Source organism: Kluyvera genomosp. 2 (assembly GCF_036759865.1).
Lineage (GTDB): Bacteria > Pseudomonadota > Gammaproteobacteria > Enterobacterales > Enterobacteriaceae > Kluyvera > Kluyvera ascorbata_B.
The window spans coordinates 117464-143194 of sequence record NZ_JAPKIA010000004.1 but is presented as its reverse complement, the minus strand read 5'-3'; the positions used below and the strand labels follow the sequence as shown (position 1 = coordinate 143194).

The following is a 25731-nucleotide window of genomic DNA, read 5'->3' as shown; positions in this document are numbered from 1 at the left end:
CGCGCTCAGCAGCGGAGGGAAAGAAGGTTCTGCCTGTTACTCTGATTCATCCAGGCTATGTTTGGCTAATTATTTTTCCCCGGCTTGCCGTTATACTCGACGTAAATTGGCAAGATAAAAACGCGAAAGGTTCACAGGAGAAGAGGCATGCGTACGCTGGGAGCACTACCGAAAAGCGTATTGATACTGGAGGCCATCGGGATGGTGGTACTGGCGGTGGCCTGGCTATCGCTCAATCAGTACATTACGCTGCCGACGCCGTTGGCCAGCCCGCTGGCGGCGGTGATCATGATCTTCATTGGCATTGCGCTGATGCTGCCCGCCGCTGGCGTTCTGTTTTTGGGGATTGCCCGTGCCGCAGCGCCGCAGCTGATGAATCCTGGTTCCGCGCGAAAAAAGGAAAAAAATGATGACACCGACGATTGAAGTTCTGCTCAACCACCGCTCTATCCGTCAGTTTACCGACGAGCCCATCAGCGATGAACAGCGTGCGGCGATTATCGACAGCGCGCGGGCAACGTCCAGCTCCAGCTTTTTGCAGTGCACTTCTATTATCCGCATTACGGATAAAGCGATGCGCGAGCAGCTGGTTGGCCTAACCGGCGGGCAGGCGCACGTGGCGCAGGCGGCCGAGTTTTGGGTGTTCTGCGCCGACTTTAACCGCCATTTGCAGATTTTACCTGACGCACAGCTGGGCCTGGCTGAGCAGCTGCTGCTGGGCGTTGTTGATACCGCGCTGATGGCGCAAAACGCGCTTACTGCGGCGGAGTCCCTGGGGCTGGGCGGCGTGTACATCGGCGGCCTGCGCAACAATATTGAAACGGTTACCGCGCTGCTTAAGCTGCCAAAACATGTGCTGCCGCTGTTTGGTCTGTGCCTGGGCTGGCCGGCCAGCAACCCGGATCTCAAGCCGCGCCTGCCTGCCGCGCTGCTGGTGCATGAAAATCACTATCAGCCGATGGACCGTGAGGTGTTGGCGCAGTACGACGAAGATCTTGCCCGGTACTATTTGTCCCGCAGCACCAATGCCCGCCGCGACACCTGGAGCGACCATATTCGCCGTACGCTTATCAAAGAGAGCCGCCCGTTTATTCTGGATTATCTGCACCAGCAGGGGTTTGCTACGCGCTGATTTATCCTGCCCGATGGCGCTTCGTTTTTCGGGCCTGCAAGAGAAGGCACGGCCGGGTATGCACTGTGCTACCCGGTGGCGCAAATGCCAGAATCTGTGTCTGGACGCAAGCATCCATCGATGTGAAAGCGGTATGATACGCTGATTTTTAAGCGGCTTTTTTTGGAGAGGTAAAGGGTGAAAATCGCCATTTTGTCCCGGGATGGAACGCTCTACTCGTGCAAGCGTCTGCGTGAGGCCGCCCAGCGTCGCGGCCATATTGTTGACATCCTCGACCCGCTGTCGTGCTACATGAACATCAACCCGTCGGCGTCGTCGATTCATTACAAAGGCCGCCAACTGCCGCATTACGATGCGGTGATCCCCCGTATTGGCTCGGCGATTACCTACTACGGTATGGCGGCGCTGCGGCAGTTTGAAATGCTGGGCAGCTATCCGCTCAACGAATCGGTGGCGATTACCCGCGCCCGCGATAAGCTGCGATCGTTGCAGCTGCTGGCGCGCCAGGGGATCGATCTTCCCGTCACTGGCATCGCCCATTCGCCGGACGACACCAGCGATCTGATCGACATGGTCGGCGGCGCGCCGCTGGTGGTGAAGCTGGTCGAGGGGACGCAGGGCATCGGCGTCGTGCTGGCCGAAACCCGTCAGGCGGCGGAGAGCGTGATCGACGCCTTTCGCGGTCTGAATGCGCATATCCTGGTGCAGGAGTACATCAAAGAAGCCAAAGGGCGTGATATCCGCTGCCTGGTGGTGGGCGATCGGGTCGTTGCCGCGATTGAGCGCCGGGCGAAGGAGGGCGATTTCCGCTCTAACCTGCACCGCGGCGGCGTGGCGACGGTCGCCGACATTACGCCTGCCGAGCGCGAGGTGGCCATTAAAGCCGCTCAGACGCTTGGCCTCGACGTGGCTGGGGTGGATATCCTGCGGGCGAAACGCGGGCCGCTGGTGATGGAGGTTAACGCGTCGCCGGGGCTGGAAGGGGTGGAAACCACGACCGGTATTGATGTCGCCGGTAAGATGATCGACTGGATCGAGCGTCAGGCCCACCCCGGTTTTTGCCTGAAAATCGGCGGCTAGTGCGGCTTTCGTAGTATGTAACGCTTTTTTTGCGTAAGCTATACATCATCTCGTCTGATACCGGGCGCTGCCCGGTAGCATGTTTTTTCTGGAATGTTACTTTACCGCATGAGGTCATAGGCAATATGGATTCTCTCGTCGTCCCGAGTCTGGATACGTTACGTCAGTGGCTCGACGAAATGGGCATGAGCTTTTTTGAGTGCGACACCTGCCAGGCGCTGCACCTGCCGCATATGCAAAATTTTGATGGTGTCTTTGATGCCAAAATTGACCTCATTGATAACGTCGTGCTTTTCTCGGCGCTGGCCGAGGTCAAACCGTCGGCGCTGCTGGCGCTGGGGGCCGATCTCTCTGCCATCAATGCCAGCTCGCTGACCGTCAAAGCGTTTCTGGATATGCAGGATGATAATCTGCCGAAGCTGGTCGTTTGCCAGTCGTTGTCCGCCTCGGTGGGCGTGAGCTTTGAGCAGTTTGCGGCCTTTGTGCAGCAAAGCGAAGAGCAGGTTTCGATGGTGATTCTTGAGGCTTCCGCCCAACAGCTGCTGTATAAGCCGGAAGAGGAAGAGCTGCCGCCGGAAGATATCCAATACCATTTTCTTCACTAATCCTCCCCGCTAAATAGCGCAGTCACTGCCACGGTGGCTGCGTATTACATGCATTTATTCTACTCTTAACCTCTTTTTAAAGATTCTTTCACTACCTGATTGGCGCTTTTGGCTTATCGGATAGAGTGATCTTGCATAAAAAATTGATAAAAGGCGTTTTTTACACTGACCTATAGCCTCCGGGCCGGGCTACAGTTATTCTTGCGACATATCGGTGCACCCCCTAATTATTGCCAGTGATAATCATAGTTGGCGAGAATTTTGCATCGATAGCGCGAGCAATGACTGCAGGGGAGCCCGGTCTCTTCTCTTTCATGCAGTACGAAAAAATATGCATGATTTCTGCATACTCTAAATTGCGTATATTTAGTCCGTTTGTTAACGGGCGCTGAGAAGGATAAGAGATATGGCCGCCTTAAATAAAAAATGGTTAACAGGTCTGGTGACGGGTGCGCTGATGGCTGCCTCGGCAAGCGTGCTCGCTGCAGAACAAAAAACGCTGCATGTCTATAACTGGTCCGACTATATCGCGCCGGATACCGTGGCGAATTTTGAAAAAGAGACCGGGATTAAAGTCGTATACGACGTCTTCGACTCCAACGAAGTACTGGAAGGTAAACTGATGGCGGGTAGCACCGGTTTTGATCTGGTGGTGCCGTCGGCAAGCTTCCTGGAACGCCAGCTCACCGCCGGCGTGTTCCAGCCGCTGGATAAGAGCAAGCTGCCAAACTGGAAAAACCTCGATCCGGACGTGCTGAAGCTGGTGGCGAAGCATGACCCGGACAACAAATATGCGATGCCTTACCTGTGGGCGACCACCGGTATTGGCTACAACGTCGATAAAGTCAAAGCCGTGCTCGGCAAAGACGCGCCGCTGAATAGCTGGGATCTGGTGATGAAGCCGGAAAACCTGGAAAAACTGAAGAGCTGCGGCGTCTCCTTCCTCGATGCGCCGGAAGAAATTTTTGCCACCGTGCTGAACTACCTGGGCAAAGATCCTAACAGCATGAAGGCCGATGATTACACCGGCCCGGCGACCGACCTGCTGCTGAAGCTGCGCCCGAACATTCGCTACTTCCACTCCTCACAGTACATTAACGATCTGGCCAACGGTGATATTTGCGTGGCGATCGGCTGGGCGGGCGACGTCTGGCAGGCAGCGAACCGCGCGAAAGAAGCGAAGAACGGCGTCAACGTTTCTTACTTCATTCCAAAAGAAGGGGCGCTGGCGTTCTTCGATGTCTTCGCGATGCCTGCTGATGCGAAAAACAAAGACGAAGCCTATCAGTTCCTCAACTATCTGATGCGTCCGGACGTGATTGCCCACATCAGCGACCATGTGTTCTATGCCAACGGCAACAAAGCATCAACGCCGCTGGTCAGCGCCGAAATTCGCGATAATCCGGCGATTTATCCGCCGGCTGACGTCTTCGCCAAGCTGTTCACGCTGAAAGTCCAGGATCCTAAAATCGACCGCGTCAGAACGCGTGCGTGGACCAAAGTGAAAAGCGGGAAATAATCCTTCACCTTGCTGGTGAGGGTATTGCACCGGGGCAGTGCAGCTGCCCCAATCTGGACGCCTGCCGGACGGCGGGTGTCCAGGGGTTGATATGACAACCGGGTCATATTGATATTCGTATTTTGCCGGAGAGCACCAGATTGAACGACGCTATTCCCCGCCCACAGGCGAAAACCCGCAAAGCGCTGACCCCGCTGCTGGAAATCCGTAATCTGACCAAATCCTTCGACGGCCAGCACGCCGTAGACGACGTTAACCTCACGATTTATAAAGGCGAAATTTTTGCGCTGCTGGGCGCATCTGGCTGCGGCAAGTCAACCCTGCTGCGCATGCTGGCGGGTTTTGAGCAGCCGACCGCCGGGCAGATTATGCTCGATGGCGTCGATCTGGCGCAGGTGCCGCCGTATCTGCGGCCAATTAACATGATGTTCCAGTCCTACGCGCTGTTTCCGCACATGACCGTTGAGCAGAACATCGCCTTTGGCCTGAAGCAGGATAAGCTGCCGAAAGCGGAAATTAACGCCCGCGTCGCCGAAATGCTGGCGCTGGTGCATATGCAGGAATTTGCGAAGCGCAAGCCGCATCAGCTTTCCGGCGGCCAGCGTCAGCGCGTGGCGCTGGCGCGAAGCCTCGCTAAGCGTCCGAAGCTGCTGCTGCTGGATGAACCGATGGGCGCGTTGGACAAAAAGCTGCGCGACCGGATGCAGCTGGAAGTGGTGGATATTCTTGAACGCGTGGGCGTGACCTGCGTGATGGTGACCCACGACCAGGAAGAAGCCATGACCATGGCCGGACGTATCGCCATTATGAACCGCGGCAAGTTTGTCCAGATTGGTGAACCTGAAGAGATTTACGAACACCCGACGACCCGCTACAGCGCGGAGTTTATCGGCTCGGTCAACGTCTTTGAAGGGCTGCTTAAACGGCGCGACGAAGATGGTCTGATCATTGAGTCGCCGGGGCTGGTGCATCCGCTGAAGGTTGACCCTGACGCTTCCGTAGTGGACAACGTACCGGTGTACGTCGCCCTGCGCCCGGAAAAAATCATGCTCTGCGAAGACCCGCCGGCGGACGGCTACAACTTTGCCGTCGGGGAAGTTGAGCACATTGCCTACCTCGGCGATCTCTCCATTTATCATGTCCGCCTGAAAAGCGGCCAGATGATCAGCGCGCAGCTGCAAAACGCCCACCGTTACCAGAAAGGCTTACCGACCTGGGGCGATGAGGTACGTTTGTGCTGGGATGCTGACAGCTGCGTGGTGTTGACGGTTTAGGAGGGGCTATGAGTACATATGAACCACCGGCCCGCCCGCATAAACCGGGCGGCTTCGCCCTGTGGCTGGCGCGGGTCAATATGAAACACGGGCGCAAGTTTGTCATTGCGATGCCGTATCTATGGCTGATCCTGCTGTTTTTACTGCCGTTCCTGATCGTCTTCAAAATCAGCCTTGCGGAGATGGCGCGCGCGATCCCGCCGTATACCAACCTGATGGAATGGGCCGACGGCCAGCTGACGGTTGCGCTCAACTTTGGCAACTTCCTGCAGCTGACCGACGATCCGCTCTATTTTGAGGCTTATTTGCAGTCGCTGCAGGTGGCGGCAATCTCGACGATTTGCTGTCTGCTGCTGGGCTATCCGCTGGCCTGGGCGGTGGCGCACAGTAAACCATCAACGCGCAACATCCTGCTGCTGCTGGTGATCCTGCCATCGTGGACGTCGTTTCTGATTCGTGTCTACGCATGGATGGGGATCCTGAAAAATAACGGCGTGCTGAACAACTTTCTGATGTGGCTGGGGGTGATTGACCAGCCGCTGACGATTCTGCATACCAACCTCGCGGTCTATATCGGGATTGTGTACGCCTATCTGCCGTTTATGGTGCTGCCTATCTACACTGCGCTGACCCGCATTGACTACTCGCTGGTTGAGGCGTCGCTGGATCTCGGCGCACGTCCGCTGAAGACCTTTTTCAGCGTCATCGTACCGTTAACCAAAGGCGGGATTATCGCGGGCTCCATGCTGGTCTTTATCCCGGCGGTAGGGGAGTTTGTGATCCCGGAACTGCTCGGTGGCCCGGACAGCATCATGATTGGGCGCGTGCTGTGGCAGGAGTTCTTTAACAACCGCGACTGGCCGGTAGCCTCGGCGGTGGCGATCGTCATGCTGCTGCTGCTGATCGTGCCGATCATGTGGTTCCATAAATATCAGCAAAAACAGATGGGGGAACACGGATGAACAACCTACCGGTCGTACGATCGCCGTGGCGAATCCTGATTCTGGTGATTGGCTTTACGTTCCTGTATGCGCCAATGCTGATGCTGGTGGTCTATTCGTTTAACAGCTCAAAGCTGGTGACAGTCTGGGCGGGCTGGTCAACGCGCTGGTACGGCGAACTGTTCCGCGACGATGCGATGATGAGCGCGGTGGGGCTAAGCCTGACCATCGCGGCGGCGGCGGCCACGATGGCGGCCATTCTTGGCACCATTGCCGCGGTGGTGATGGTGCGCTTTGGCCGCTTCCGCGGTGCCAACGGCTTTGCCTTTATGATCACCGCGCCGCTGGTTATGCCGGACGTCATTACCGGGCTGTCTCTGCTGCTGCTGTTCGTCGCTTTGGCACACGCCATCGGCTGGCCGGCGGATCGCGGTATGCTGACCATCTGGTTGGCGCACGTCACCTTCTGTACTGCCTACGTGGCGGTGGTTATCTCCTCGCGTCTGCGCGAGCTGGACCGCTCGATCGAAGAGGCGGCGATGGATCTGGGCGCGACGCCGCTGAAGGTCTTCTTCGTGATTACGCTGCCGATGATTATGCCGGCGGTCATTTCCGGCTGGCTGCTGGGCTTTACGCTGTCGCTGGATGACCTGGTCATCGCCAGCTTCGTATCCGGCCCGGGCGCGACGACGCTACCGATGCTGGTCTTCTCCAGCGTGCGCATGGGGGTGAACCCGGAGATTAACGCGCTGGCGTCTCTGATCCTTGGCGTAGTCGGAATTGTCGGATTTATCGCCTGGTATTTGATGGCGCGCGCGGAAAAACAGCGGGTGCGCGATATCCAACGTGCAACACGCGGATAATCCTCTTAAAATCGATACGGATGTGCAGTCGATGCCGCGAATGTTCGCGGCATCGTTTTCATGGAAGGCAACACATTGGAACTGTTTACTCGAAGCCGTCGGTCGCATGCCCGTCTGAACGTTCCTGCTTTGGTGCAGGTGGCGGCGCTCGCCATTATTTTAATCCGCTGTCTCGACCTGTTGATGATTATCAATCTGCTCGGGCTGAATGGGATTGGCGAATTTATTCATCGCAGCGTTCAGACCTGGACGCTGACGCTGGTGTTTCTCTCCAGCCTGGTGCTGGTGTTCGTTGAAATCGCCTGCGCCTTTTCGTTGGTCAAAGGGCGTAACTGGGCGCGCTGGGTGTACCTGCTGACGCAGGTGATTGCCGCCAGCTACCTGTGGGCTGCATCGCTTGGCTACGGTTACCCGGAGCTGTTTAGCATCGCGGGCGAGTCGAAGCGGGAGATTTTCCGTTCGTTGGTGATGCAAAAAATGCCGGATCTGCTGGTGTTATGCCTGCTTTTTGTACCCGCAGCCTCCCGGCGATTTTTCCGCTTACAATAACGGTGATACAATCCACGCCCCTCTTTGTCTCAAGGTTTTTCTATGCAGTGCGCACTCTATGATGCCGATCGTTGCCGTTCATGTCAGTGGATTGAGCAGCCCGTCGCCGAACAGCTGGCCGCCAAAATGGCCGACCTCCAGACGCTGCTGGCGGCGTTCCCCGTGGCGGGATGGTGCGCACCCGTGTCTGGCCCCGAGCAGGGGTTTCGCAATAAAGCCAAAATGGTGGTCAGCGGTAGCGTAGAACGTCCGCTGCTGGGCATGCTGCATCGCGACGGGACGCCGGAAGATCTGACCGACTGTCCGCTGTATCCGGCCTCGTTTGCCCCGGTATTTGCTGCGCTCAAACCGTTTATCGCCCGCGCCGGGCTGACGCCCTACAACGTGGCGCGCAGGCGCGGCGAGCTGAAGTACCTGCTGCTGACGGAAAGCCAGCTCGACGGCGGCATGATGCTGCGCTTTGTGCTGCGTTCGGACAGTAAGCTCGCGCAGCTGCGCGCCGCATTACCCTGGCTTCAGGCCCAGCTGCCGCAGCTTAAGGTGATCACCGCCAACATTCAGCCGGTACACATGGCGATTATGGAAGGCGAGCAGGAGATTTTCTTTACCGAGCAGCAGGCGCTGGCGGAGCGGTTTAATGACGTTCCGCTGTGGATTCGCCCGCAGAGCTTCTTCCAGACCAACCCCGCTGTCGCCAGCGCCCTGTACGCCACGGCGCGCGACTGGGTGCGGGCGCTGCCGGTCGATCATATGTGGGATCTGTTTTGCGGCGTCGGCGGCTTTGGGCTGCACTGTGCGACGCCGGACATGACCCTGACCGGCATTGAGATTGCCCCGGAGGCTATTGCCTGTGCGAAGCAGTCGGCGGCAGAGCTGGGGCTGGGCAAGCTGCATTTCCAGGCGCTGGATTCGACCCAGTTTGCCACCGCCCAGGCCGCTACTCCGCAACTGGTGCTGGTCAACCCGCCGCGCCGCGGCATTGGCAAAGCGCTGTGCGACTACCTCAGCGCGATGGCGCCGCAGTACCTCGTCTACTCCAGCTGTAATGCGCAGACCATGGCCAAAGATTTTGCCCATCTGCCGGGGTACCGTATCGAGAAAGTACAGCTGTTTGATATGTTCCCGCACACCGCCCATTACGAGGTGTTGACGCTGCTGGTTCGCTGCTAGCGTGCCCAAGCCCGGCAGGTGCAGCGCTGCCGGGCGGTTACAATGGCTAGTGGCTCATGGTCTGAGGCGACATATTGCCTTGCTTCATCTTCTCTCCTTTCATGGCCTCTTTTTTCATGCCGTCTTTTTGCATACCGTCTTTGGCCATCTTCTCTTTGCACATCGTGTCCTGGCACATTTTATCGTGGGGTTTGGCCATGCCGTCATGCATTGGCTCGGCGGCGTGCACGCTCGCCATCAGCAGGGCGCCGAGCGCGGCGGTAGCAATCATTATCTTTTTCATCGTCTGTCCTCATGGTTGATGTTGTGCACCGACAGCATCGCGCGCAGCTCATCACCATGTCCTCACGGAAGTTTAAATAAAATGTGATAACTCACGGCGCCCGGCTGGGTTAAGCTTGAAAAAAAGCGTGGGTGGAATGTTATGAATAGCGCAAAGAAAATCTTGCTGGTGGAAGACGACCAGGACATCGCAACTCTGCTGCGGCTCAATTTGCAGGATGAAGGATACCAAATCGTTCACGAGGCGGACGGCACGCGCGCGCTGGCGCAGCTTGAGGCATCGGTCTGGGACGCGGTGATCCTTGATTTAATGCTGCCCGGCGTCGACGGGCTGGAGATCTGCCGCCGCATCCGGCAAATGACGCGCTATTTACCGGTGATCATTATCAGCGCCCGCACCAGTGAAACGCACCGTGTCCTGGGGCTGGAGATGGGGGCCGACGACTACCTGCCGAAACCTTTTTCGGTGCTGGAGTTGATTGCCCGCGTTAAAGCGCTGTTTCGCCGTCAGGAAGCGATGGGGCAGAGCATCCGCCTGGAGAGCGGGGCGATTGCCTGCCACGGTCTGACCATCGATCCGCTCTCCCGTGAAGTGCGGCTGCACGGCGAGTCCGTTGAGCTAACCCCGCGTGAATTTGATCTGCTGTACTGGTTTGCTCGCCATCCGGGAGAGGTCTTTTCGCGTCTGTCGTTGCTCGATAGCGTGTGGGGCTATCAGCATGAAGGGTATGAACACACGGTCAATACCCATATCAACCGCCTGCGGGTGAAAATAGAGAAAGACCCCGCCGAGCCGGAAATCATTCTCACCGTCTGGGGCAAAGGCTATAAGTTTGCCACCGACAAAAGGAAACCTGCGCCATGAGCCGACGGTTGAGCCTGAGCCAGCGGCTGACGCTGGTGTTTACCGCCATTTTGCTGCTGTGCGCGATTGCGGCGTGCAGCGTGCAGCTTTACAACAGCAGCCAGTTCGGTAATGCGATGGTTCAGCGGCTGTCGGCGGGCCTGGCGCAGCAAATCGTCAATCGCGAGCCGCTGCTGGATGCGCAGGGTGGCGTTAATCGCCAGACCCTGAAAACGTTGTTTGACCGCCTGATGACGCTTAACCCGAGCGTAGAGCTGTACCTTATCTCGCACGACGGTACGATTGTCGCCGATGCTGCACCGCCTGGCCACATCAAGCGCCAGCAGATTGACCTCGCGCCGCTGCGGGCCTTCCTCGACGGCGCGGCGTGGCCGGTGTACGGCGACGACCCGCGCAGCCAGGATAAACAGAAAGTCTTCAGCGTGGCACCGGTTTTGCTCAACGGCAACCTGCACGGTTATCTCTACATCATTCTTGAGGGGGAAAACCTCAATGCGCTGGCGGAGAGCGCGTGGCACAAGGCGCTGTGGAGCACCTTCCTTTGGTCGCTGCTGCTGGTGGCGCTGTTTGGCCTGCTGGCGGGAACGCTGGTGTGGTACTGGGTCGCCCGTCCGGTGCGCCAGCTTACCGCCCATGTGCAAGGGGTGGATCAGGACAGCATCAGCGCAATCAGGCAGCTGGCGCAGCAGCCGCTGCAGGCCGATGGCTCTAATGAAGTGGCAATATTGCGTAATACCTATATTGAGCTGGCGCGCAAAATTGCCAGCCAGTGGGATCAGCTTTCCGATAGCGATCGTCAGCGCCGCGAGTTTATTGCCAATATTTCCCATGATTTGCGCACTCCGCTAACCTCACTGCTGGGCTATCTGGAGACGCTATCGATGAAAGCCGACACGTTCTCACCGGAGGATAACCGGCAGTACTTGGCCGTGGCGCTACGCCAGGGGCACAAGGTTCGTCATCTCTCACAGCAGCTGTTTGAGCTGGCGAAGCTGGAGCACGGCGGGATCAAGCCACAGCTCGAACCGTTTGCGATAGGTGAATTAATTCAGGATGTGGCACAGAAATTCGATCTGGCGATTGAGACCCGGCGCTTAACCCTCAAGGTCGAGATCCCGCGCGCGCTGCCGCTGCTGAACGCCGATGTTTCGATGATTGAGCGGGTGGTCACTAACCTGCTGGATAACGCCGTGCGTCACACGCCGCCCGGTGGCACGGTGATGCTGCGCGTCTGGCAGGAAAATGAACGTCTTCAGGTGGAGGTTGCTGACAGCGGGCCTGGCGTCGATGAAGCGCTGCGTGAGGCGTTATTCCAGCGTCCTTCCGCGCTGAGTGCGCAAAGCGTGAGAGAAAATCGCGGTGGCCTGGGGCTGCTGATTGTGCGGCGTATGCTGGAACTGCACGGCGGCAGTATTCGCCTGATGGAGGCCTCTGCGGGCGCTTGCTTCCGCTTTTTCGTGCCGTTATAGATGAGAAAACCCGGTAAGCAGGGCGCTTACCGGGTGAGGGCACTTACTCAGCGAACCATTTGTCGCTGATTTTCTGATAGGTACCGTCTGCTTTAATCGCTTTGAGTGCACCGTTCAGCTGCTCCAGCAGCGCTTTGTTGTCCGGGCGTACCGCGATGCCAAGGCCAATGCCGAAGTACTGCGGATCGGTGACTTTCTCAGTGGCCGCACCCAGCTGCGGGTTCGTTTTCAGCCATTCGTTGACCACGGCGGTATCGCCGAAGACGCCGTCGATACGGCCATTTTTCAGGTCGATAATCGCATTCTGGTAGCTGTCATAGGCGACGGTTTTCACTTCCGGATGCTTGTCCATCAGGTATTTCTGGTGGGTCGTCCCGTTTTCCATACCGATACGTTTGCCTTTCAGGTCATCAAAGGTTTTGAATTCGCCTTTTTTGGCAATCACCAGCGCCGAGTTAGCATAGTAGGCATCGGTAAACGCGACCTGTTTGCTACGCTCAGGCGTGATGTCCATACCGGAGATCACCGCATCGTATTTCTTAAATTTCAGCGCCGGGATCAGGCTGTCAAACGCGTGGTTGGTAAAGGTACATTCGGCCTGAATTTGTTTGCACAGCGCGTTAGCAAGGTCGATATCAAAGCCGACGATCTGGTTGTTCGCATCCATGGACTCAAACGGCGGATAGGTAGCGGACACGCCGAAGCTGATTTTTTCTGCGGCCTGGGCGCCTGCGGCAACGGTGGCCAGTAAGGCGGCCAATACTAATTTTTTCATGGATGAGCTCCTGTCTGTCTCGCTTATGGTTGCTGCCCTGCGTGTGGCATGGAGCTACAATGCCACTTAGTGAATTTATATGCAATATAGTTGAGTAAATATTTTCATTGTTGCAAAAAAAAACGGATAGGCCAGCGGCTTATCCGTTTCGGAATTTAATGGTTATGCAAAAACTAGTCGCGGCGCTCAAAGGCCAGCGCTTTGCGCTCAATCAGGCGCATCAGCAGCGTCAGCAGGCCGTTGACGACGAGATACACCAGCCCGGCGGCACCAAAGACCATCACGTCATAGGTGCGTCCGTACAGCAGCTGCCCGTGGCCCATTACCTCCATCAGCGTGATGGTATAGGCCAGCGACGTACTCTTGAACACCAGCACCACTTCGTTGGAGTAGGAAGAGAGCGCACGTTTAAAGGCGTACGGCAGCAGGATCGCCAGCGTATCTTTCTTACTCATCCCCAGCGCGTTACAGGACTGCCACTGGCCTTCCGGAATGGCGCGGATCGCACCAAAGAACAGCTGCGTGGTATAGGCGGCGCTGTTGAGCGACAGGGCAATCAGCGCGCATAGCCACGGCTCGGAGAGCAGATGCCACAGCACCGGATAGTTTTGCAACGTCGGGAACTGACCCGGGCCGTAGTAAATCAGGAAGATCTGCACCAGCAGCGGCGTGCCGGTAAACAGCGTGATGTAGCCGCGTACCAGCCACACCAGCACCGGCGTTTTCAGCGTCAGGATGATGGTGAAGATCAGCGCCAGTACCAGCGCCACCACAATGGAGGCGACGGTCAGCGTCAGGCTGGTATGCAGCCCTTTCATCAGTTCCGGTAAATACTCGAGCATCAGCCTGGTCTCCGTTCGAAGCGAGTGGTACGCAGGTCAATGCGTTTGAGGATGTACTGGCTCAGCAGCGTGATCACCAGATAGATAGCCGCCGCCACGATGTACCAGGTAAACGGCTCCTGGGTACGCGTCGCGATGCTTTTGGTTTGCAGCATCAGGTCGTTCACGCTAATCAGCGATACCAGCGCGGTATCTTTCAGCAATACCAGCCACTGGTTGCCGAGGCCCGGCAGCGCGTGTCGCCACATCTGCGGCATCACCAGACGGAAGAAGATAGCACTTTTCGACATCCCCAGCGCCTGGCCGGATTCCCACTGGCCCGCCGGTACCGCTTTCAGTGCGCCGCGCAGGGTCTGCGAGGCGTAAGCGGCATAGAGCAGGGAGAGGGCAATCACGCCGCACAGGAACGGGCTGACGTCGAAGTTTTCGATCTGCATCTGAACCGGAATCTGTACGATGCCGAGGTTAATCGTAAAACCGTCGGACAGCGTCAACAGCAGCTGTGAAGAGCCGAAGTAGATAAACAGCACCACCAGGATTTCCGGTAGACCGCGCAGCACGGTGACCAGCGCGGAGCCGAGCCATGCGATAGGGCGCCATTTAACCGACTCCCACACCGCAAAGAACATCGCCAGCGCGAGCCCGATAACCAGTGCACAAACGGCAAGGCCGACGGTCATACCGGCGGCGCTTGCTAAAGGAAACATTTCGTTCATCAAGTCTTACTTCTGGAACCATTTAGCGTAGATGGTTTGGTAAGTGCCATCTTTTTTCACTTTTTCCAGCGCAGCGTTAAATTTCTGCTGCAGCTCGGTGTTGCCCTGACGTACGGCAATGCCCAGGCCGGTGCCGAAGTAACCTTTGTCGGTCACTTTGTCGCCAACGGCGGCCAGCTTGTCGTTATCTTTCAGCCATTCGGTAACCACGGCGGTGTCGCCGAAGACGGCATCAATACGGCCGTTTTGCAGGTCCAGCTTCGCGTTCTGATAGCTGTCGTAAGGCACGGTGGTAATTTCCGGATGTTTATCCATGATAAATTTCTGGTGCGTGGTGCCGTTCTGTACGCCGACTTTTTTGCCTTTCAGCTGATCGATGCCGGTGAACTTGCCCTTCACGCCGACAAACAGCGCGGAGTTATCATAGTACGGAGTGGTGAACAGAACCTGTTTTTCACGCTCAGGGGTGATATCCATACCGGCCATCACCGCGTCAATACGGCGGAACTTCAGGCTAGGGATCAGGCTATCGAAAGATTGGTTGCTGAAGGTACAGGTCGCGTCGATCTCTTTACACAGCGCGTTGGCCAGATCCACGTCGAAGCCGACGATCTGGTTGTTGGCATCCATCGACTCAAACGGAGGGTAGGATGCTTCGGTCGCAAAACGGATAGTTTGAGCAGCGGCAGCGGAGAGGCTGACGCTAGCGAGCAGCGCGGCAATCAGTACTTTTTTCATGATCATTGTCCTGTTCTCAGTGAGAAAGATAATTTCTAAAAGCCTCGGTCTGTGGGCTGTTAAAGCAGCTTGCATCGCCTTGTTCGACGATATAACCGTTTTCCATGTACACCACGCGGCTGGCGGTCTTGCGTGCCACTTCCACTTCGTGGGTGACGATGACCTGGGTAATGTTGGTTTCAGCCAGTTCATGAATGATGCTGACGATTTGGGCGGTGATTTCCGGATCAAGGGCGGCGGTGGGCTCATCAAACAGCAGCACCTGCGGCTCCATCATCAGCGCGCGGGCGATCGCCACACGCTGCTGCTGACCGCCGGACAGGTGCAGCGGATAGCGGTCGCTGAACGGTTTGAGGCGTAAACGCTCGAGCAGCTTTTCCGCGCGCACCATCGCCTGATCTTTACTCAGCCCCAGCACGCGGCACGGCGCTTCGATCAGATTCTGAACCACGGTCAGGTGCGGCCAGAGGTTGTACTGCTGGAAGACCATGCCGACGTTTTGACGCAGTTCGCGAATCGCTTTATCTGACGGCGTTTTGGCAAAATCGAAATGATTACCCGCAATCGCCAGAGTACCGGACTTCGGCATCTCCAGCAGATTCAGCACGCGCAGCAGGGAGCTTTTACCCGCGCCGCTTGGGCCAAGCAGTACCAGCGTTTCGCCCTCCGGGCACTGCAGCGTGATGTCGAACAGCGCCTGATGCGCGCCATAAAAGCAGTTAATGCCGTCTAATTTAATGCTCATTGATACCCGTCACGAAAGAGTTGTCCTCGCCCTGGAAACGCCAGGTGCTTACTCTGCTGCCGCTCTTACATTTCCCCGCTGAAGGTATCAGCCGTAGAGGAATTATCAGCAATTGAGGCCGCAAATAGTACCTTTGACAGAATAGTTATGCAATATTTGTGCGTTAAAACTTAAATATAAACCAACTTTTCTTTTAAAGTTAGCACAAAATAACGGTCGGGGTGGGCGCGGGGTATAAATGTCGGCATTCCACGGAGAATGCCAGACATTTTGCCGGGATAAAGGATATAGCAGAATTTGTTTACACTTTATTAACGTTTTTCGAGAGATTGGCGCAGCGTGCCCGCTGGCGCGTGGCTATTGTTGCCGAGATAACGCACGTCATCCACCGCCCAGCACTGACCTTCGCGAATCATCAGCACTTCGTCTTTCCAGCTTTGGGTTCCCTGTTTCAAGTCGACGCGTAGCGGAATATTGCGCGCGTCGGTGTTAGGAATGGTCGAGGCGCTGGCGACGTCGGCGCTATCCGGTACGGCGGTGCTGCTGGAGAACAGCCCCGACTGCATCAGCGTGCGCGTGCTGGCGTCCTGGCTGCTGTCGCTCAGCAGTTTGGCCAGCCCATCGCTCAGATACGGCCGCAGCGCGGTGTAGTCGCTGGTCCGACGCTGGATCTGGCTGTCATAAAATTTTTGTGCCACGGTGTCCGGGCCGCCTTCCACGCATTGCCCGACGCGCGCGCCGGTATCTTTGTAAGCAGGGGTGACGGTGGTACAGGCGCTCAGCAGCAGCGCGGCAGGGAGGATAAATGCAAGGTTGGAGTAACGCATAGTGATTCCTTGTTAGCCGTCTCAACATTAGTCGCTTCTACGCCGGGGGCCGGCGTATCAACCGCCGCCATGCGGCGGGCGAGATTTACGTATACGATAATGGAGTAATCCCTTTTCAAGCATAGCGTATCGGTCCGATAATGTGTTTAGCACTAAGCGCTAAGGCATTGAACGTTAACGAAGGAGCTGTCCATGCAATTTTCAACTACCCCCACCCTCGAAGGGCAACCAATTGTCGAATACTGCGGCGTGGTGACCGGCGAGGCGATTCTGGGCGCGAATATTTTTCGCGATTTCTTCGCTGGCATTCGCGATATTGTTGGCGGACGTTCGGGCGCGTATGAAAAAGAGCTGCGCAAAGCGCGTGAGATTGCCTTTAAAGAACTCGGCGAGCAGGCCGCAGCGCTGGGCGCTGATGCGGTTGTCGGGATTGATATCGATTATGAAACCGTGGGCAAAGACAGCAGCATGCTGATGGTGAGCGTGAGCGGTACGGCGGTCAAAACGCGCAAATGAAACGTTTTCTGACCGTAATGATGCTGGCGATGCTGCTGGCGGGGTGTGCCGGGGAAGAAAAAAAAGCGGTCATTGAAAAGCCTGGATACGTGCTGGATACCAGCCGTTCCGCGCCTGCCGCTTATCCACGCGTTAAGGTACTGGTTATTCACTATACGGCGGATGATTTCGACGGTTCGCTGACCACGCTAACCGGTCAGCAGGTCAGCGTGCACTATCTCATTCCCGCGGTGCCGCCGCTAACGCGCGGCAAGCCGCGAATCTGGCGGCTGGTGCCGGAGTCAGAGCTTGCCTGGCATGCCGGTGTGAGCTTCTGGCGCGGCGCGACGCGCATCAACGACACGTCAATCGGTATCGAGCTGGAAAACCTCGGCTGGCAGAAGTCGGGGGGGACGAAGTCCTTCACGCCGTTTGAACCGACGCAAATCCAGGCGTTAATACCGCTGGCGAAAGACATCATCAAGCGCTACAACATTGAGCCGCAAAACGTGGTGGCGCATTCGGATATCGCGCCGCAGCGTAAGGATGATCCGGGCCCGCTGTTCCCGTGGCAGGCGCTGGCGCAGCAGGGGATTGGCGCGTGGCCGGATGCCAGCCGCGTGGCCTTCTATTTGAACGGCCGCTCGCCAAATGCGCCAATTGCCTCATATACCCTGCTGGATTTGCTGGCGCGCTATGGCTACGACGTCAAACCGAATATGACGCGAATGCAGCAGATGCGGGTGATTGCCGCCTTCCAGATGCATTTCCGCCCGGCGCGCTATGACGGCGTAGCGGATATGGAAAGCCTGGCGATTGCCGAGGCGCTGCTGGAAAAATACGGCCAGGGCTAAGCCCTAACGGTGCAGCTTGCCGTGATCCTCAAGCCAGGCGGCGGTACGAATAATACCGTCGTCCAGCGAAACGACCGGCTCGTAGCCTAGCTCTTCGCGGGCGCGGCTGATATCGAGCGTAAAGTCAAAGTTGAGCTTCGATACCCCGTAGTGGGTCAGCGACGGTTCTTTGGCAGATTTATTGCCAAACCGCTCCATGCTGCGGGCAATCATATCCAGCATGGGGTAAGGCACGGAGCGAATGCGGCAGGTGATATCCAGTTCGTCAATTAAGCGCTCAACGATGCTGCGCAGCGTGCGGGGTTCGCCGTTGGTAATGTTATAGGCGCGGCCTGAAGGCAGGTCGTCACAGCGCGGCTGGCTGGCGAGCCACATGGCGTGGGCGGCGTTCTCGTAGTAGGTCATGTCGACCATCGCGTGGCCGCCGCGCGGCAGCAGCACGCTGCCGTAATGGTGCATCATCTGCGCCAGGCGCGGAATAAACACTTTATCGTGCGGGCCAAAGACGCTCTGCGGACGCAGAATGGTGAAACGCGTGTTCGGGTTAGCCTGCGCCAGCATCTGAATGACCTCTTCGCTGGCGGCTTTGCTGCGGGCAAATTCGTTGGCAAAACGGTGAGGACGAAAATCTTCTTTGATGTCCCGATGATGGTGGTAGTCAAAGTAGAGCGACGGCGACGAGATATGGATAAAGTTGCGTACGCCCCAGGCGACAGCCCATTCTCCCAGACGGCGGGTGGCACGGACGTTGGCGAGGTCAAACGCGGCCTGGGTGCCCCACGGCGAGGTGAAGCTAGAGCAGTGCCACAGGGTGTCGACGCCGGCCAGCATCACTTTGGCCTGAGAGGAGACCAGCTCGGTCAGGTCAGCATGGACGAATTCGGCGCCCATTTTCTCCAGCAGTTTGCCCATCGCTTCATTGCGACCGCTCGCTCTGACGCTAATGCCCTTACGGCGCAGATACTCAACTGCGTTTCTGCCTAATCCGCTCGTGGCGCCGGTGACCAGTACCTTCATAATCATCCACAGTGTTAAAAAAGAGTTTCGTGCGCATTCTTCCGTTTATTTCACTCGTATGCAATGGGAAACTAAGACGAAAAAGGGTTAATGCGCATTTTTTCCTGTGACTTCTTCTGCCAGGCGGGCAATACGCCGTGCCATTCCGCGGAAGATGAACAGATGTGCTGGAATCATCAACAACCAGTAGAGTAATCCTGGCATACCGTGCGGATGCCACCAGGCGCGCACGTCAAGTTCCCGATGGCTGCCTTTGTCGACCATCGTGAAGCTCAGGCGACCAAGGCCGGGCGCCTTCATGCCGAAGAGGAGCGTCAGCGCTTTTTCGGGTTCAACAATGATCACTTTCCAGCTGTCGACCGCATCGCCGGGCTGAAGCAGCGGGCGCTCCGGGCGCCCTTTCGCCAGTCGGTGTCCCACCAGCAGATCCATTGCCGCGCGCGTTTTCCAAAGTATATTGCCAAAGAAATAGCCTTCTTTACCGCCCAGACGGTTAACCACCGCCCATAGTGCGGTCAGGCTGGCGGACGTGCTGACGGTAAAGCCGGCCTGTTTGGCAAAAAATCCGTATTCCGGACGCCAGCGAGCGAAAGCCTGCGCGTCGTAGCCCCAGTCGCTGGAGTTGACCAGGCTTTTCTCTTCTTCAAGCGTACGGCGTACCGCCTCATCGAACGGGATCAGCGTTTGTGGGATCAGCGCGCGCAGGGTGCGATCGTCAGCCAGCAGATCGTGCTTCAGCCCCTGGATCAGGGCCTTGGCGATCGTGGGCGGAACGGAGGTGATCACGTTAAGGAACCACACCGAGATCCAGCGAGTGGGGAAGGGAATCGGAATCAGTGGGCGATGACGGCCGCTGACCGCCATAAAATGTTCAAACTGCTGCTGGTAGGTCAGCTCTTCCGGCCCGGCGGCTTCAAACACGCGATGCTCGGGAGACGGATGGTTGAGCAGTTCGACCAGATAGAACAGCAGATTTTCCAGCGCAATCGGCGTGGTGCGCGAGCGCACCCAGCGCGGCGGCGTCAGTATCGGCAGGTTGTAGACCATGTCACGCATCACTTCAAACGCCGCGGAGCCCGCGCCGACGATGATCCCGGCACGCACTTCGCTTACCGGCACGCCCGCATCGCGCAGAATATCGGCGGTTAGCTGACGGGCGCGCAGGTGCGGCGATTGTTCGTGCGCCGGTGCTTGTAAAGAGCTCAGGAAGATCAGCTGGTTAACCGGACTTACCCGCAGCGCAGCGCGCACGTTTTCCGCTACCCGGCGTTCGTGCTCGAGAAAATCCTGGCTCTCGCCCATGCCGTGAACCAGGTAGTAGACGGTCTCGACGCCGCTCAGCAGCGCCGAGAGGTCGGCGGTTTTTTCGAGATCAACCGAATGGCAGGTGACGCCGGGCAGATTGCGCTTTTGTAGCCGTTCAACGCGACGTGCCACCGCCCGCACGGTATAGCCGCGCTGGCTTAATTCAGACACCAGATGCTGGCCGATGTAGCCGCTGGCGCCAAAAACCAGAACAGACTGCGACACGTTGTCTCCTTAGCGGGCTAAAAAGGCTTTCCAGTGACCCACGACTTCCGTCAGCTGCTGGCGGTTGACGTCGAGATGCGTCACCAGGCGTACGATCGGCGACGCGTTTATCAGCACGCCGCGCGCCTGCATAAATTCGCCCAGCGCCGCGGCGTTTTCTTCACCCACCCGGACGAACAGCATATTGGTGTCGTGGCGCATGACATCGGCACCGGCCTCGCGCAGTTCGGCGGCAAGCCAGGCGGCGTTATCGTGATCGTCCTGCAGGCGAGCGACGTTGTTTTGCAATGCGTACAGCCCTGCGGCGGCTAAAATCCCGGCCTGGCGCATGCCGCCGCCGGTCATTTTACGCCAGCGGTTGGCGCGTTTGATGTAGTCGTGATCCCCGACCAGCAGCGAGCCGACCGGCGTGCCCAATCCTTTGGACAAACAGATGGTGAACGAGTCACAGTATTGGGCGATGTCCTTCAGCTCACAGCCGTAGCTGACCAGCGCGTTGAAAATACGCGCGCCGTCGACGTGCAGCGCCAACCCGCGCGCACGGGTGAAGTCCCAGGCCTCTTTGAGATAGGCGCGCGGCAGTACTTTGCCGTTGTGGGTGTTTTCAATACTCAACAGCCGGGTGCGGGCGAAGTGAATATCGTCGGCTTTGATTTTGGCTGCGACTTTATCCAGCGGCAGCGTGCCATCACCGGCGGCGTCAATCGGCTGCGGCTGAATACTGCCCAGCACCGCCGCGCCGCCCGCTTCGTACAGATAGTTATGCGCCCCCTGGCCGACGATGTACTCCTCGCCGCGTTCACAGTGGCTCAGCAGCGCCACCAGGTTTGCCTGGGTGCCGGTGGGCAGGAACAGCGCCGCCTCTTTGCCGGCCAGCTCGGCGGCGTACTGCTGAAGGGCATTCACGGTGGGATCATCACCATACACATCATCGCCGACCGGCGCGGCCATCATGGTATCCAGCATGGCGCGCGTCGGGCGGGTTACGGTATCACTGCGTAAATCAATCACGGCATTTCCTTTTTAAACTCGGAAGAATGCCCTCTGTTTTACCTGAGCCAGTTGGTTTTCGCCAGTTCGATCACTTCATCACCGCGTCCGCTGATGATGGCGCGCAGCATATACAGGCTAAAGCCTTTTGCTTGCTCCAGTTTGACCTGCGGCGGAATGGCCAGCTCCTCTTTCGCGACAACGACGTCGACCAGCACTGGGCCATCGATGCTGAAGGCGCGCTGCAAAGCCTCGTCGACGTCAGCGGCTTTCTCCACGCGAATGCCGGGAATACCGCAGGCTTCAGCAATGCGCGCAAAGTTCGTGTCGTGCAGCTCGGTACCGTCGGTCAGATAACCGCCAGCCTTCATCTCCATCGCCACAAAGCCCAATACGCTGTTGTTAAAGACCACGATTTTAATCGGCAGCTTCATCTGCACCACTGAAAGGAAATCGCCCATCAGCATGCTAAAGCCGCCGTCGCCGCACATCGCCACCACCTGGCGCCCCGGTTCTGTTGCCTGCGCGCCCAGCGCCTGCGGCATGGCGTTGGCCATGGAGCCATGGTTGAAGGAGCCGAGCAGGCGGCGCTTGCCGTTCATCTGCAAATAGCGGGCGGCCCACACCGTTGGCGTGCCAACGTCGCAGGTGAAAATGGCGTCTTCGGCAGCAAAATGGCTAATCTGCTGCGCCAGATACTGCGGGTGAATCACTTTGTCGCTGGGCTTCGCCAGATCGTCGAGTCCCTTGCGCGCGCTGTGATAGTGCTCCAGCGCTTTGTCGAGGAAGCGGCGATCGTTTTTCTCTTCCAGCAGCGACAGCAGCGCGGCTAAGGTGGCTTTGACATCGCCAACCAGCGCCATATCCACTTTGCTGTGCGCGCCGATGCTGGCAGGGTTGATATCTATCTGAATGATGGCGCTTTCTGTGGGATAGAACGGGCGGTACGGGAACTGCGTGCCGAGCAGTATGAGCGTATCGGCGTTCATCATGGCATGGAAGCCGGAGGAGAAGCCGATCAGCCCGGTCATGCCGACGTCGTAAGGGTTATCGTATTCAACGTGTTCTTTACCGCGCAGCGCGTGAACAATCGGGGATTTAAGCTTTTCGGCAAACGCCGTCAGCTCGTCGTGCGCCCCGGCGCAGCCGCTGCCGCACAGCAGCGTAATATTGCGCGACGATTTCAGCTTCTCGGCCAGCTTTTCCAGCTCGCTGTGTGGCGGCGTAACAATAGGATGCGGGGCCGGGTACCACTGGCTGCTGGCATTTTCCGGCGCGGCCTTCAGCGCCACGTCGCCCGGCAGAACCACCACCGACACGCCGCGATTAAGCACCGCCTTGCGCATCGCAATCGCCAGCACCTGCGGAATTTGTTCCGGCGTGGAGACCAGCTCGCAGTAGTGGCTGCATTCACGGAATAGCTCCTGCGGGTGCGTCTCCTGAAAATAGCCGCTGCCAATTTCACTCGACGGAATATGTGCGGCGATGGCGAGCACGGGAACGTGGTTACGGTGACAGTCAAACAGCCCGTTAATCAGGTGCAGGTTGCCCGGCCCGCACGATCCTGCGCAGACCGCCAGTTCGCCGGTTAGCTGCGCTTCGGCCCCGGCGGCAAAGGCAGCCACCTCTTCATGGCGCGTGGGCATCCAGGCAATCGTGCCCATCCGGTTCAGGCTGTCGCTCAGGCCGTTGAGCGAATCGCCCGTCACGCCCCAGATACGTTTGACGCCTGCCTGTTCGAGCGTTTTGGCGATGTAGTTGGCTACGGTTTGTTTCATGGTTTTCCATCTCCTGAAGTGTGATAGCGGTTACAAGTTTAGATGAATCTCATCGTTTCGCCGGAAAAATACCCTTATTTTCAGCGGGTATATTTTGTAAATGAGAAGCAGTAACGTGGTGTTCTACAGGGATAAAACAGGGAAAAACGAAAATGATCACAACATTGTTAAATGCGGTAAATCGCACGCTGGCGTGCGATGATTTCGGCAAGCTGCTGCTGCGTCTGGTGGTCGGCGGGCTGATGCTGTTCCACGGGCTACACAAATTGTTTGACGGCGTGGATGGTATTAGCGCGATGCTGGTGGCCAAAGGGCTGCCGGGCTTTATTGCCTACGGCGTACTGATGGGGGAAGTGGTCGCACCCGTCCTGCTGATCCTCGGCGTGCTGACGCGCCCGGCGGCGCTGGTGCTGGCGTTTACGATGGTTGTTGCCTGGCTGATGGTTGGCCTGGATAAAACGGCCGCGCTGGATAAAACCGGGGCGTGGGCAATTGAAAGCCTGGTCTATTTCTTTGTCGCCGGACTGGCCATTGCGTTTCTGGGGGCGGGGAAATACGCGCTGGGCGCAAAGTCGTCCTGGCAGTAGCCCCCTCTGGTCACACCGTTTCAGAGCTGAAGACGCGTTTCTTCGGCTCTTTTTTTGCGCTATATAGCGCTTGTTCAGACGGTGAGTGAATAACATTCTCAGCGTAAAAAGTGATATATTTCACATATAATTAACATTCATTTTACTTTTGAGTAAACCCCGCCGCGCGTTATGTTAGCCTGTTTCAAGCCAGCCTATGCTCGATGTGTGCGCCAGGGCAGGGGCCGGTGTTTCGCCCTATGTACTGACAATTCACAGGAGAATATGAATGACGCTGATATCCGTCACAATCCTCACCGGTTTTTTGGGTGCGGGTAAGACGACGCTGTTAAAACGCGTTCTGCATGAAGCGCATGGGCATAAATATGCGGTGATTGAAAACGAGTTTGGCGAAGAAAATATTGATAATGACATTCTGGTGTCCGACGGCGAAGAAACAATCGTCCAGATGAGCAACGGCTGTATTTGCTGCTCAATACGCGATGATTTGCGCACTACGCTCACCATGCTGGCGGCTAAAAGGCATGATGGAACGCTGAATTTTGACCGCGTATTTATTGAAACCACGGGGCTGGCCGACCCGGGGCCGGTGGTGCAGACATTCTTTATGGATGAAGAGATTGTCGCCAATTACCACCTGGATGCGGTGATTACGCTGGTAGATGCGAAACACGCGGAACAGCAGCTTGATGAACGCCCGGAAGCCCGGCGACAGGTGGGGTTTGCCGATCGGATTTTCATCAGCAAAGCGGATTTGGTCAGCGAGGCGTCGCGGCAGCGTTTGATCGCCCGGCTGCGAAAAATGAACCCACGGGCGGGGGTCGAAACCGCGCATTTTGGTGACGTACCTCTGGACAACGTTCTGAATGTACAAGGGTTTAACCTCAATGCGGTACTGGATATTTACCCGGAGGAAGACAACCACGGGCACTGTCATCACGAGCACGGTCACTGTGAGCATGACCACCATCATGATGATGTGAGCAGTTTTGTTTACCGCGCGGAGAAGCCCTTCGATCCCGCACGGTTAGAGCGTTTCCTCGGCGCGGTGGTGCAGGTACATGGGCCGCAAATGCTGCGCTATAAAGGGGTGCTCAATATGCAAGGCACCGATCGCAAGGTCATTTTTCAGGGCGTGCATCAGGTAATGGGCAGCGACCTGGGGCCGACGTGGGCGGTGGATGAGCGGCGTGAAAGCCGGATGGTGTTTATTGGCGTCTCTCTTCCGCGAGATATTCTGGAGGCGGCGCTAGATCAGTCACTGGCTTAAGGCTATGATCGGCGAGAATTTAATATCGTTACGGTTAGCAAAGGAAACGCTTAATGAAGTTTGCTCTCGATCGGACCTCATCCGTCCCGTTGTACAGCCAGATCAAACAGGCCTTGATTGAGGAACTGCAGGATACCGAAAAAGTCGCGGATATCGTGCTAACGGAAGACAGTTTGATCAAACGGTTCCATGTCAGCCGGGCGCCGATACGGCAGGCATTGAAAGAGCTTGAGGATGAAGGTTATGTCGTCAGGCACAGAGCGAAGGGGACGTTTCCCGTACGGGGCGTCAATGTCAGTCTCTCTCCGGCCCTGGAGCTGGGAGGCATCAGCCGCTATTTAACCGAGCAAGGGCTGAAGCCGACGTCTCGCGTTGTGACGCTGGCGCGCGTGGCGGCACCGCAAGAGGTGAATGACATTCTGGAACTGGATTCGTCGACGAAACTGCTGTTTGTTCAGCGGGTTATTTTCGTCAAGGGGACGCCTTTAGTCTGGAGCTCGACGTATCTGCATACGCCGTCCGACTATCTGCCGAATATCAACGAGCTTGAAGAAGCCGGAACGATGTTTGCGCTCGTGGATAAGCAGCTTGGGCTGACGTTCACCCGTGGGGTGCAGAATATCTGGGCGACGGCGGCCAGTCAGGAAGAAGCAAAGGCGCTGGATGTTGCACCCGGCTCGCCGGTGATGGTGGCGGTAACCACGTTGTATTCCCGCGAAGGCAAACCGGCAGGGTGGCGTCGCGCGGTGCATCGCGCCGATGATTTTAAGTACACGTTTGGGCTAAACCGATAGCTAATTTTTTTAAATGCTATTGTT

The 25731-nt window shown here is 57.2% G+C and carries 28 protein-coding genes; 17 read left to right on the top strand and 11 right to left on the bottom strand.

The window, feature by feature from the left end; all coding sequences use genetic code 11:
- The first annotated feature begins 147 nt into the window (after nucleotides 1-147).
- The 10 genes from V6942_RS05455 to rlmC all read left to right on the top strand — a co-directional run bounded on the left by V6942_RS05455 (nucleotide 148) and on the right by rlmC (nucleotide 9133).
- The gene (locus tag V6942_RS05455) at nucleotides 148-426 is read left to right on the top strand and encodes a DUF1418 family protein (protein ID WP_106924502.1); all 279 of its coding nucleotides are present in this window, start codon (nucleotides 148-150) and stop codon (nucleotides 424-426) included.
- Nucleotides 410-1132 carry an oxygen-insensitive NADPH nitroreductase gene (gene nfsA / locus V6942_RS05450; protein ID WP_106924501.1) on the top strand — a complete coding sequence of 241 codons (723 nt, stop codon included), beginning with the start codon at nucleotides 410-412 and terminating at the stop codon, nucleotides 1130-1132. Before V6942_RS05455 ends, nfsA begins: the two co-directional genes overlap by 17 nt.
- Before the next feature lie 177 nt (nucleotides 1133-1309).
- Entirely contained in the window at nucleotides 1310-2212 is a 903-nt protein-coding gene (gene rimK / locus V6942_RS05445; RefSeq protein WP_106924500.1) for a 30S ribosomal protein S6--L-glutamate ligase, read from the top strand.
- Nucleotides 2213-2337: 125 nt separating this feature from the next.
- A complete protein-coding gene (locus tag V6942_RS05440) occupies nucleotides 2338-2817 on the top strand; it encodes a YbjN domain-containing protein (RefSeq protein WP_182929219.1) in 480 nt (159 codons plus the stop codon).
- 406 nt (nucleotides 2818-3223) lie between these two features.
- On the top strand, nucleotides 3224-4336 hold the full coding sequence (gene potF / locus V6942_RS05435; protein ID WP_106924498.1) for a spermidine/putrescine ABC transporter substrate-binding protein PotF: 1113 nt from the start codon (nucleotides 3224-3226) through the stop codon (nucleotides 4334-4336).
- Nucleotides 4337-4476: 140 nt separating this feature from the next.
- Nucleotides 4477-5610, top strand: a complete 1134-nt coding sequence (gene potG / locus V6942_RS05430; RefSeq protein WP_106924497.1) for a putrescine ABC transporter ATP-binding subunit PotG — start codon at nucleotides 4477-4479, stop codon at nucleotides 5608-5610.
- Between the two features lie 8 nt (nucleotides 5611-5618).
- Nucleotides 5619-6572 (top strand): putrescine ABC transporter permease PotH, encoded by a 954-nt coding sequence (gene potH, locus V6942_RS05425; RefSeq protein ID WP_106924496.1) that lies wholly within the window; start codon nucleotides 5619-5621, stop codon nucleotides 6570-6572.
- Entirely contained in the window at nucleotides 6569-7414 is an 846-nt protein-coding gene (potI, locus tag V6942_RS05420) for a putrescine ABC transporter permease PotI (RefSeq protein ID WP_333500895.1), read from the top strand. Before potH ends, potI begins: the two co-directional genes overlap by 4 nt.
- A gap of 60 nt (nucleotides 7415-7474) precedes the next feature.
- On the top strand, nucleotides 7475-7963 hold the full coding sequence (locus tag V6942_RS05415; protein ID WP_106924494.1) for a YbjO family protein: 489 nt from the start codon (nucleotides 7475-7477) through the stop codon (nucleotides 7961-7963).
- A 42-nt stretch (nucleotides 7964-8005) separates the two neighbouring features.
- Nucleotides 8006-9133 carry a 23S rRNA (uracil(747)-C(5))-methyltransferase RlmC gene (gene rlmC / locus V6942_RS05410; protein ID WP_106924493.1) on the top strand — a complete coding sequence of 376 codons (1128 nt, stop codon included), beginning with the start codon at nucleotides 8006-8008 and terminating at the stop codon, nucleotides 9131-9133.
- 46 nt (nucleotides 9134-9179) lie between these two features.
- Here the strand turns inward: rlmC and V6942_RS05405 are convergent, their stop codons facing one another.
- Entirely contained in the window at nucleotides 9180-9416 is a 237-nt protein-coding gene (locus V6942_RS05405) for a pentapeptide MXKDX repeat protein (RefSeq protein ID WP_106924492.1), read from the bottom strand.
- A 141-nt stretch (nucleotides 9417-9557) separates the two neighbouring features.
- Between V6942_RS05405 and V6942_RS05400 the strand changes: the two genes are divergently transcribed.
- Entirely contained in the window at nucleotides 9558-10280 is a 723-nt protein-coding gene (locus tag V6942_RS05400) for a response regulator transcription factor (RefSeq protein WP_182929215.1), read from the top strand.
- On the top strand, nucleotides 10277-11749 hold the full coding sequence (locus tag V6942_RS05395) for a sensor histidine kinase (RefSeq protein ID WP_333500894.1): 1473 nt from the start codon (nucleotides 10277-10279) through the stop codon (nucleotides 11747-11749). The genes V6942_RS05400 and V6942_RS05395 overlap by 4 nt, the downstream gene beginning before the upstream one ends.
- 43 nt (nucleotides 11750-11792) lie before the next feature.
- On the opposite strand, the gene artJ is transcribed toward V6942_RS05395, so the two are convergent.
- From artJ to V6942_RS05365, 6 genes are all read right to left on the bottom strand, one after another.
- A complete protein-coding gene (gene artJ, locus V6942_RS05390) occupies nucleotides 11793-12524 on the bottom strand; it encodes an arginine ABC transporter substrate-binding protein ArtJ (protein ID WP_106924489.1) in 732 nt (243 codons plus the stop codon).
- A gap of 173 nt (nucleotides 12525-12697) precedes the next feature.
- A complete protein-coding gene (gene artM, locus V6942_RS05385) occupies nucleotides 12698-13366 on the bottom strand; it encodes an arginine ABC transporter permease ArtM (protein WP_106924488.1) in 669 nt (222 codons plus the stop codon).
- The gene (artQ, locus tag V6942_RS05380; RefSeq protein ID WP_106924487.1) at nucleotides 13366-14082 is read right to left on the bottom strand and encodes an arginine ABC transporter permease ArtQ; all 717 of its coding nucleotides are present in this window, start codon (nucleotides 14080-14082) and stop codon (nucleotides 13366-13368) included. Before artQ ends, artM begins: the two co-directional genes overlap by 1 nt.
- A 6-nt stretch (nucleotides 14083-14088) precedes the next feature.
- Entirely contained in the window at nucleotides 14089-14820 is a 732-nt protein-coding gene (artI, locus tag V6942_RS05375; protein ID WP_106924486.1) for an arginine ABC transporter substrate-binding protein ArtI, read from the bottom strand.
- A 16-nt stretch (nucleotides 14821-14836) separates the two neighbouring features.
- Nucleotides 14837-15565 (bottom strand): arginine ABC transporter ATP-binding protein ArtP, encoded by a 729-nt coding sequence (gene artP / locus V6942_RS05370; protein ID WP_333500893.1) that lies wholly within the window; start codon nucleotides 15563-15565, stop codon nucleotides 14837-14839.
- A gap of 311 nt (nucleotides 15566-15876) precedes the next feature.
- On the bottom strand, nucleotides 15877-16392 hold the full coding sequence (locus V6942_RS05365; RefSeq protein ID WP_106924484.1) for a lipoprotein: 516 nt from the start codon (nucleotides 16390-16392) through the stop codon (nucleotides 15877-15879).
- A gap of 192 nt (nucleotides 16393-16584) precedes the next feature.
- On the opposite strand from V6942_RS05365, the gene V6942_RS05360 reads away from it, so the two are divergent.
- Entirely contained in the window at nucleotides 16585-16908 is a 324-nt protein-coding gene (locus V6942_RS05360) for a heavy metal-binding domain-containing protein (protein ID WP_106924483.1), read from the top strand.
- A complete protein-coding gene (locus V6942_RS05355; RefSeq protein ID WP_106924482.1) occupies nucleotides 16905-17741 on the top strand; it encodes an N-acetylmuramoyl-L-alanine amidase in 837 nt (278 codons plus the stop codon). Before V6942_RS05360 ends, V6942_RS05355 begins: the two co-directional genes overlap by 4 nt.
- 3 nt (nucleotides 17742-17744) lie before the next feature.
- Here V6942_RS05355 and V6942_RS05350 read toward each other — a convergent pair whose 3' ends face one another.
- The 4 genes from V6942_RS05350 to poxB form a co-directional block, all read right to left on the bottom strand.
- On the bottom strand, nucleotides 17745-18758 hold the full coding sequence (locus V6942_RS05350) for an NAD-dependent epimerase/dehydratase family protein (protein WP_106924797.1): 1014 nt from the start codon (nucleotides 18756-18758) through the stop codon (nucleotides 17745-17747).
- Nucleotides 18759-18845: 87 nt separating this feature from the next.
- On the bottom strand, nucleotides 18846-20288 hold the full coding sequence (locus V6942_RS05345) for a DUF2867 domain-containing protein (RefSeq protein WP_333500892.1): 1443 nt from the start codon (nucleotides 20286-20288) through the stop codon (nucleotides 18846-18848).
- Nucleotides 20289-20297: 9 nt separating this feature from the next.
- Nucleotides 20298-21299 (bottom strand): low-specificity L-threonine aldolase, encoded by a 1002-nt coding sequence (gene ltaE / locus V6942_RS05340; protein ID WP_106924480.1) that lies wholly within the window; start codon nucleotides 21297-21299, stop codon nucleotides 20298-20300.
- Between the two features lie 38 nt (nucleotides 21300-21337).
- The gene (poxB, locus tag V6942_RS05335; protein ID WP_333500891.1) at nucleotides 21338-23056 is read right to left on the bottom strand and encodes a ubiquinone-dependent pyruvate dehydrogenase; all 1719 of its coding nucleotides are present in this window, start codon (nucleotides 23054-23056) and stop codon (nucleotides 21338-21340) included.
- 152 nt (nucleotides 23057-23208) lie between these two features.
- On the opposite strand from poxB, the gene V6942_RS05330 reads away from it, so the two are divergent.
- The 3 genes from V6942_RS05330 (at nucleotide 23209) to V6942_RS05320 (ending at nucleotide 25707) form a co-directional block, all read left to right on the top strand.
- Nucleotides 23209-23643 (top strand): DoxX family protein, encoded by a 435-nt coding sequence (locus V6942_RS05330; protein WP_333500890.1) that lies wholly within the window; start codon nucleotides 23209-23211, stop codon nucleotides 23641-23643.
- A 268-nt stretch (nucleotides 23644-23911) separates the two neighbouring features.
- A complete protein-coding gene (locus V6942_RS05325) occupies nucleotides 23912-24913 on the top strand; it encodes a GTP-binding protein (protein WP_333500889.1) in 1002 nt (333 codons plus the stop codon).
- A 53-nt stretch (nucleotides 24914-24966) separates the two neighbouring features.
- The gene (locus V6942_RS05320; protein WP_182965774.1) at nucleotides 24967-25707 is read left to right on the top strand and encodes a GntR family transcriptional regulator; all 741 of its coding nucleotides are present in this window, start codon (nucleotides 24967-24969) and stop codon (nucleotides 25705-25707) included.
- Nucleotides 25708-25731: the final 24 nt, after the last annotated feature.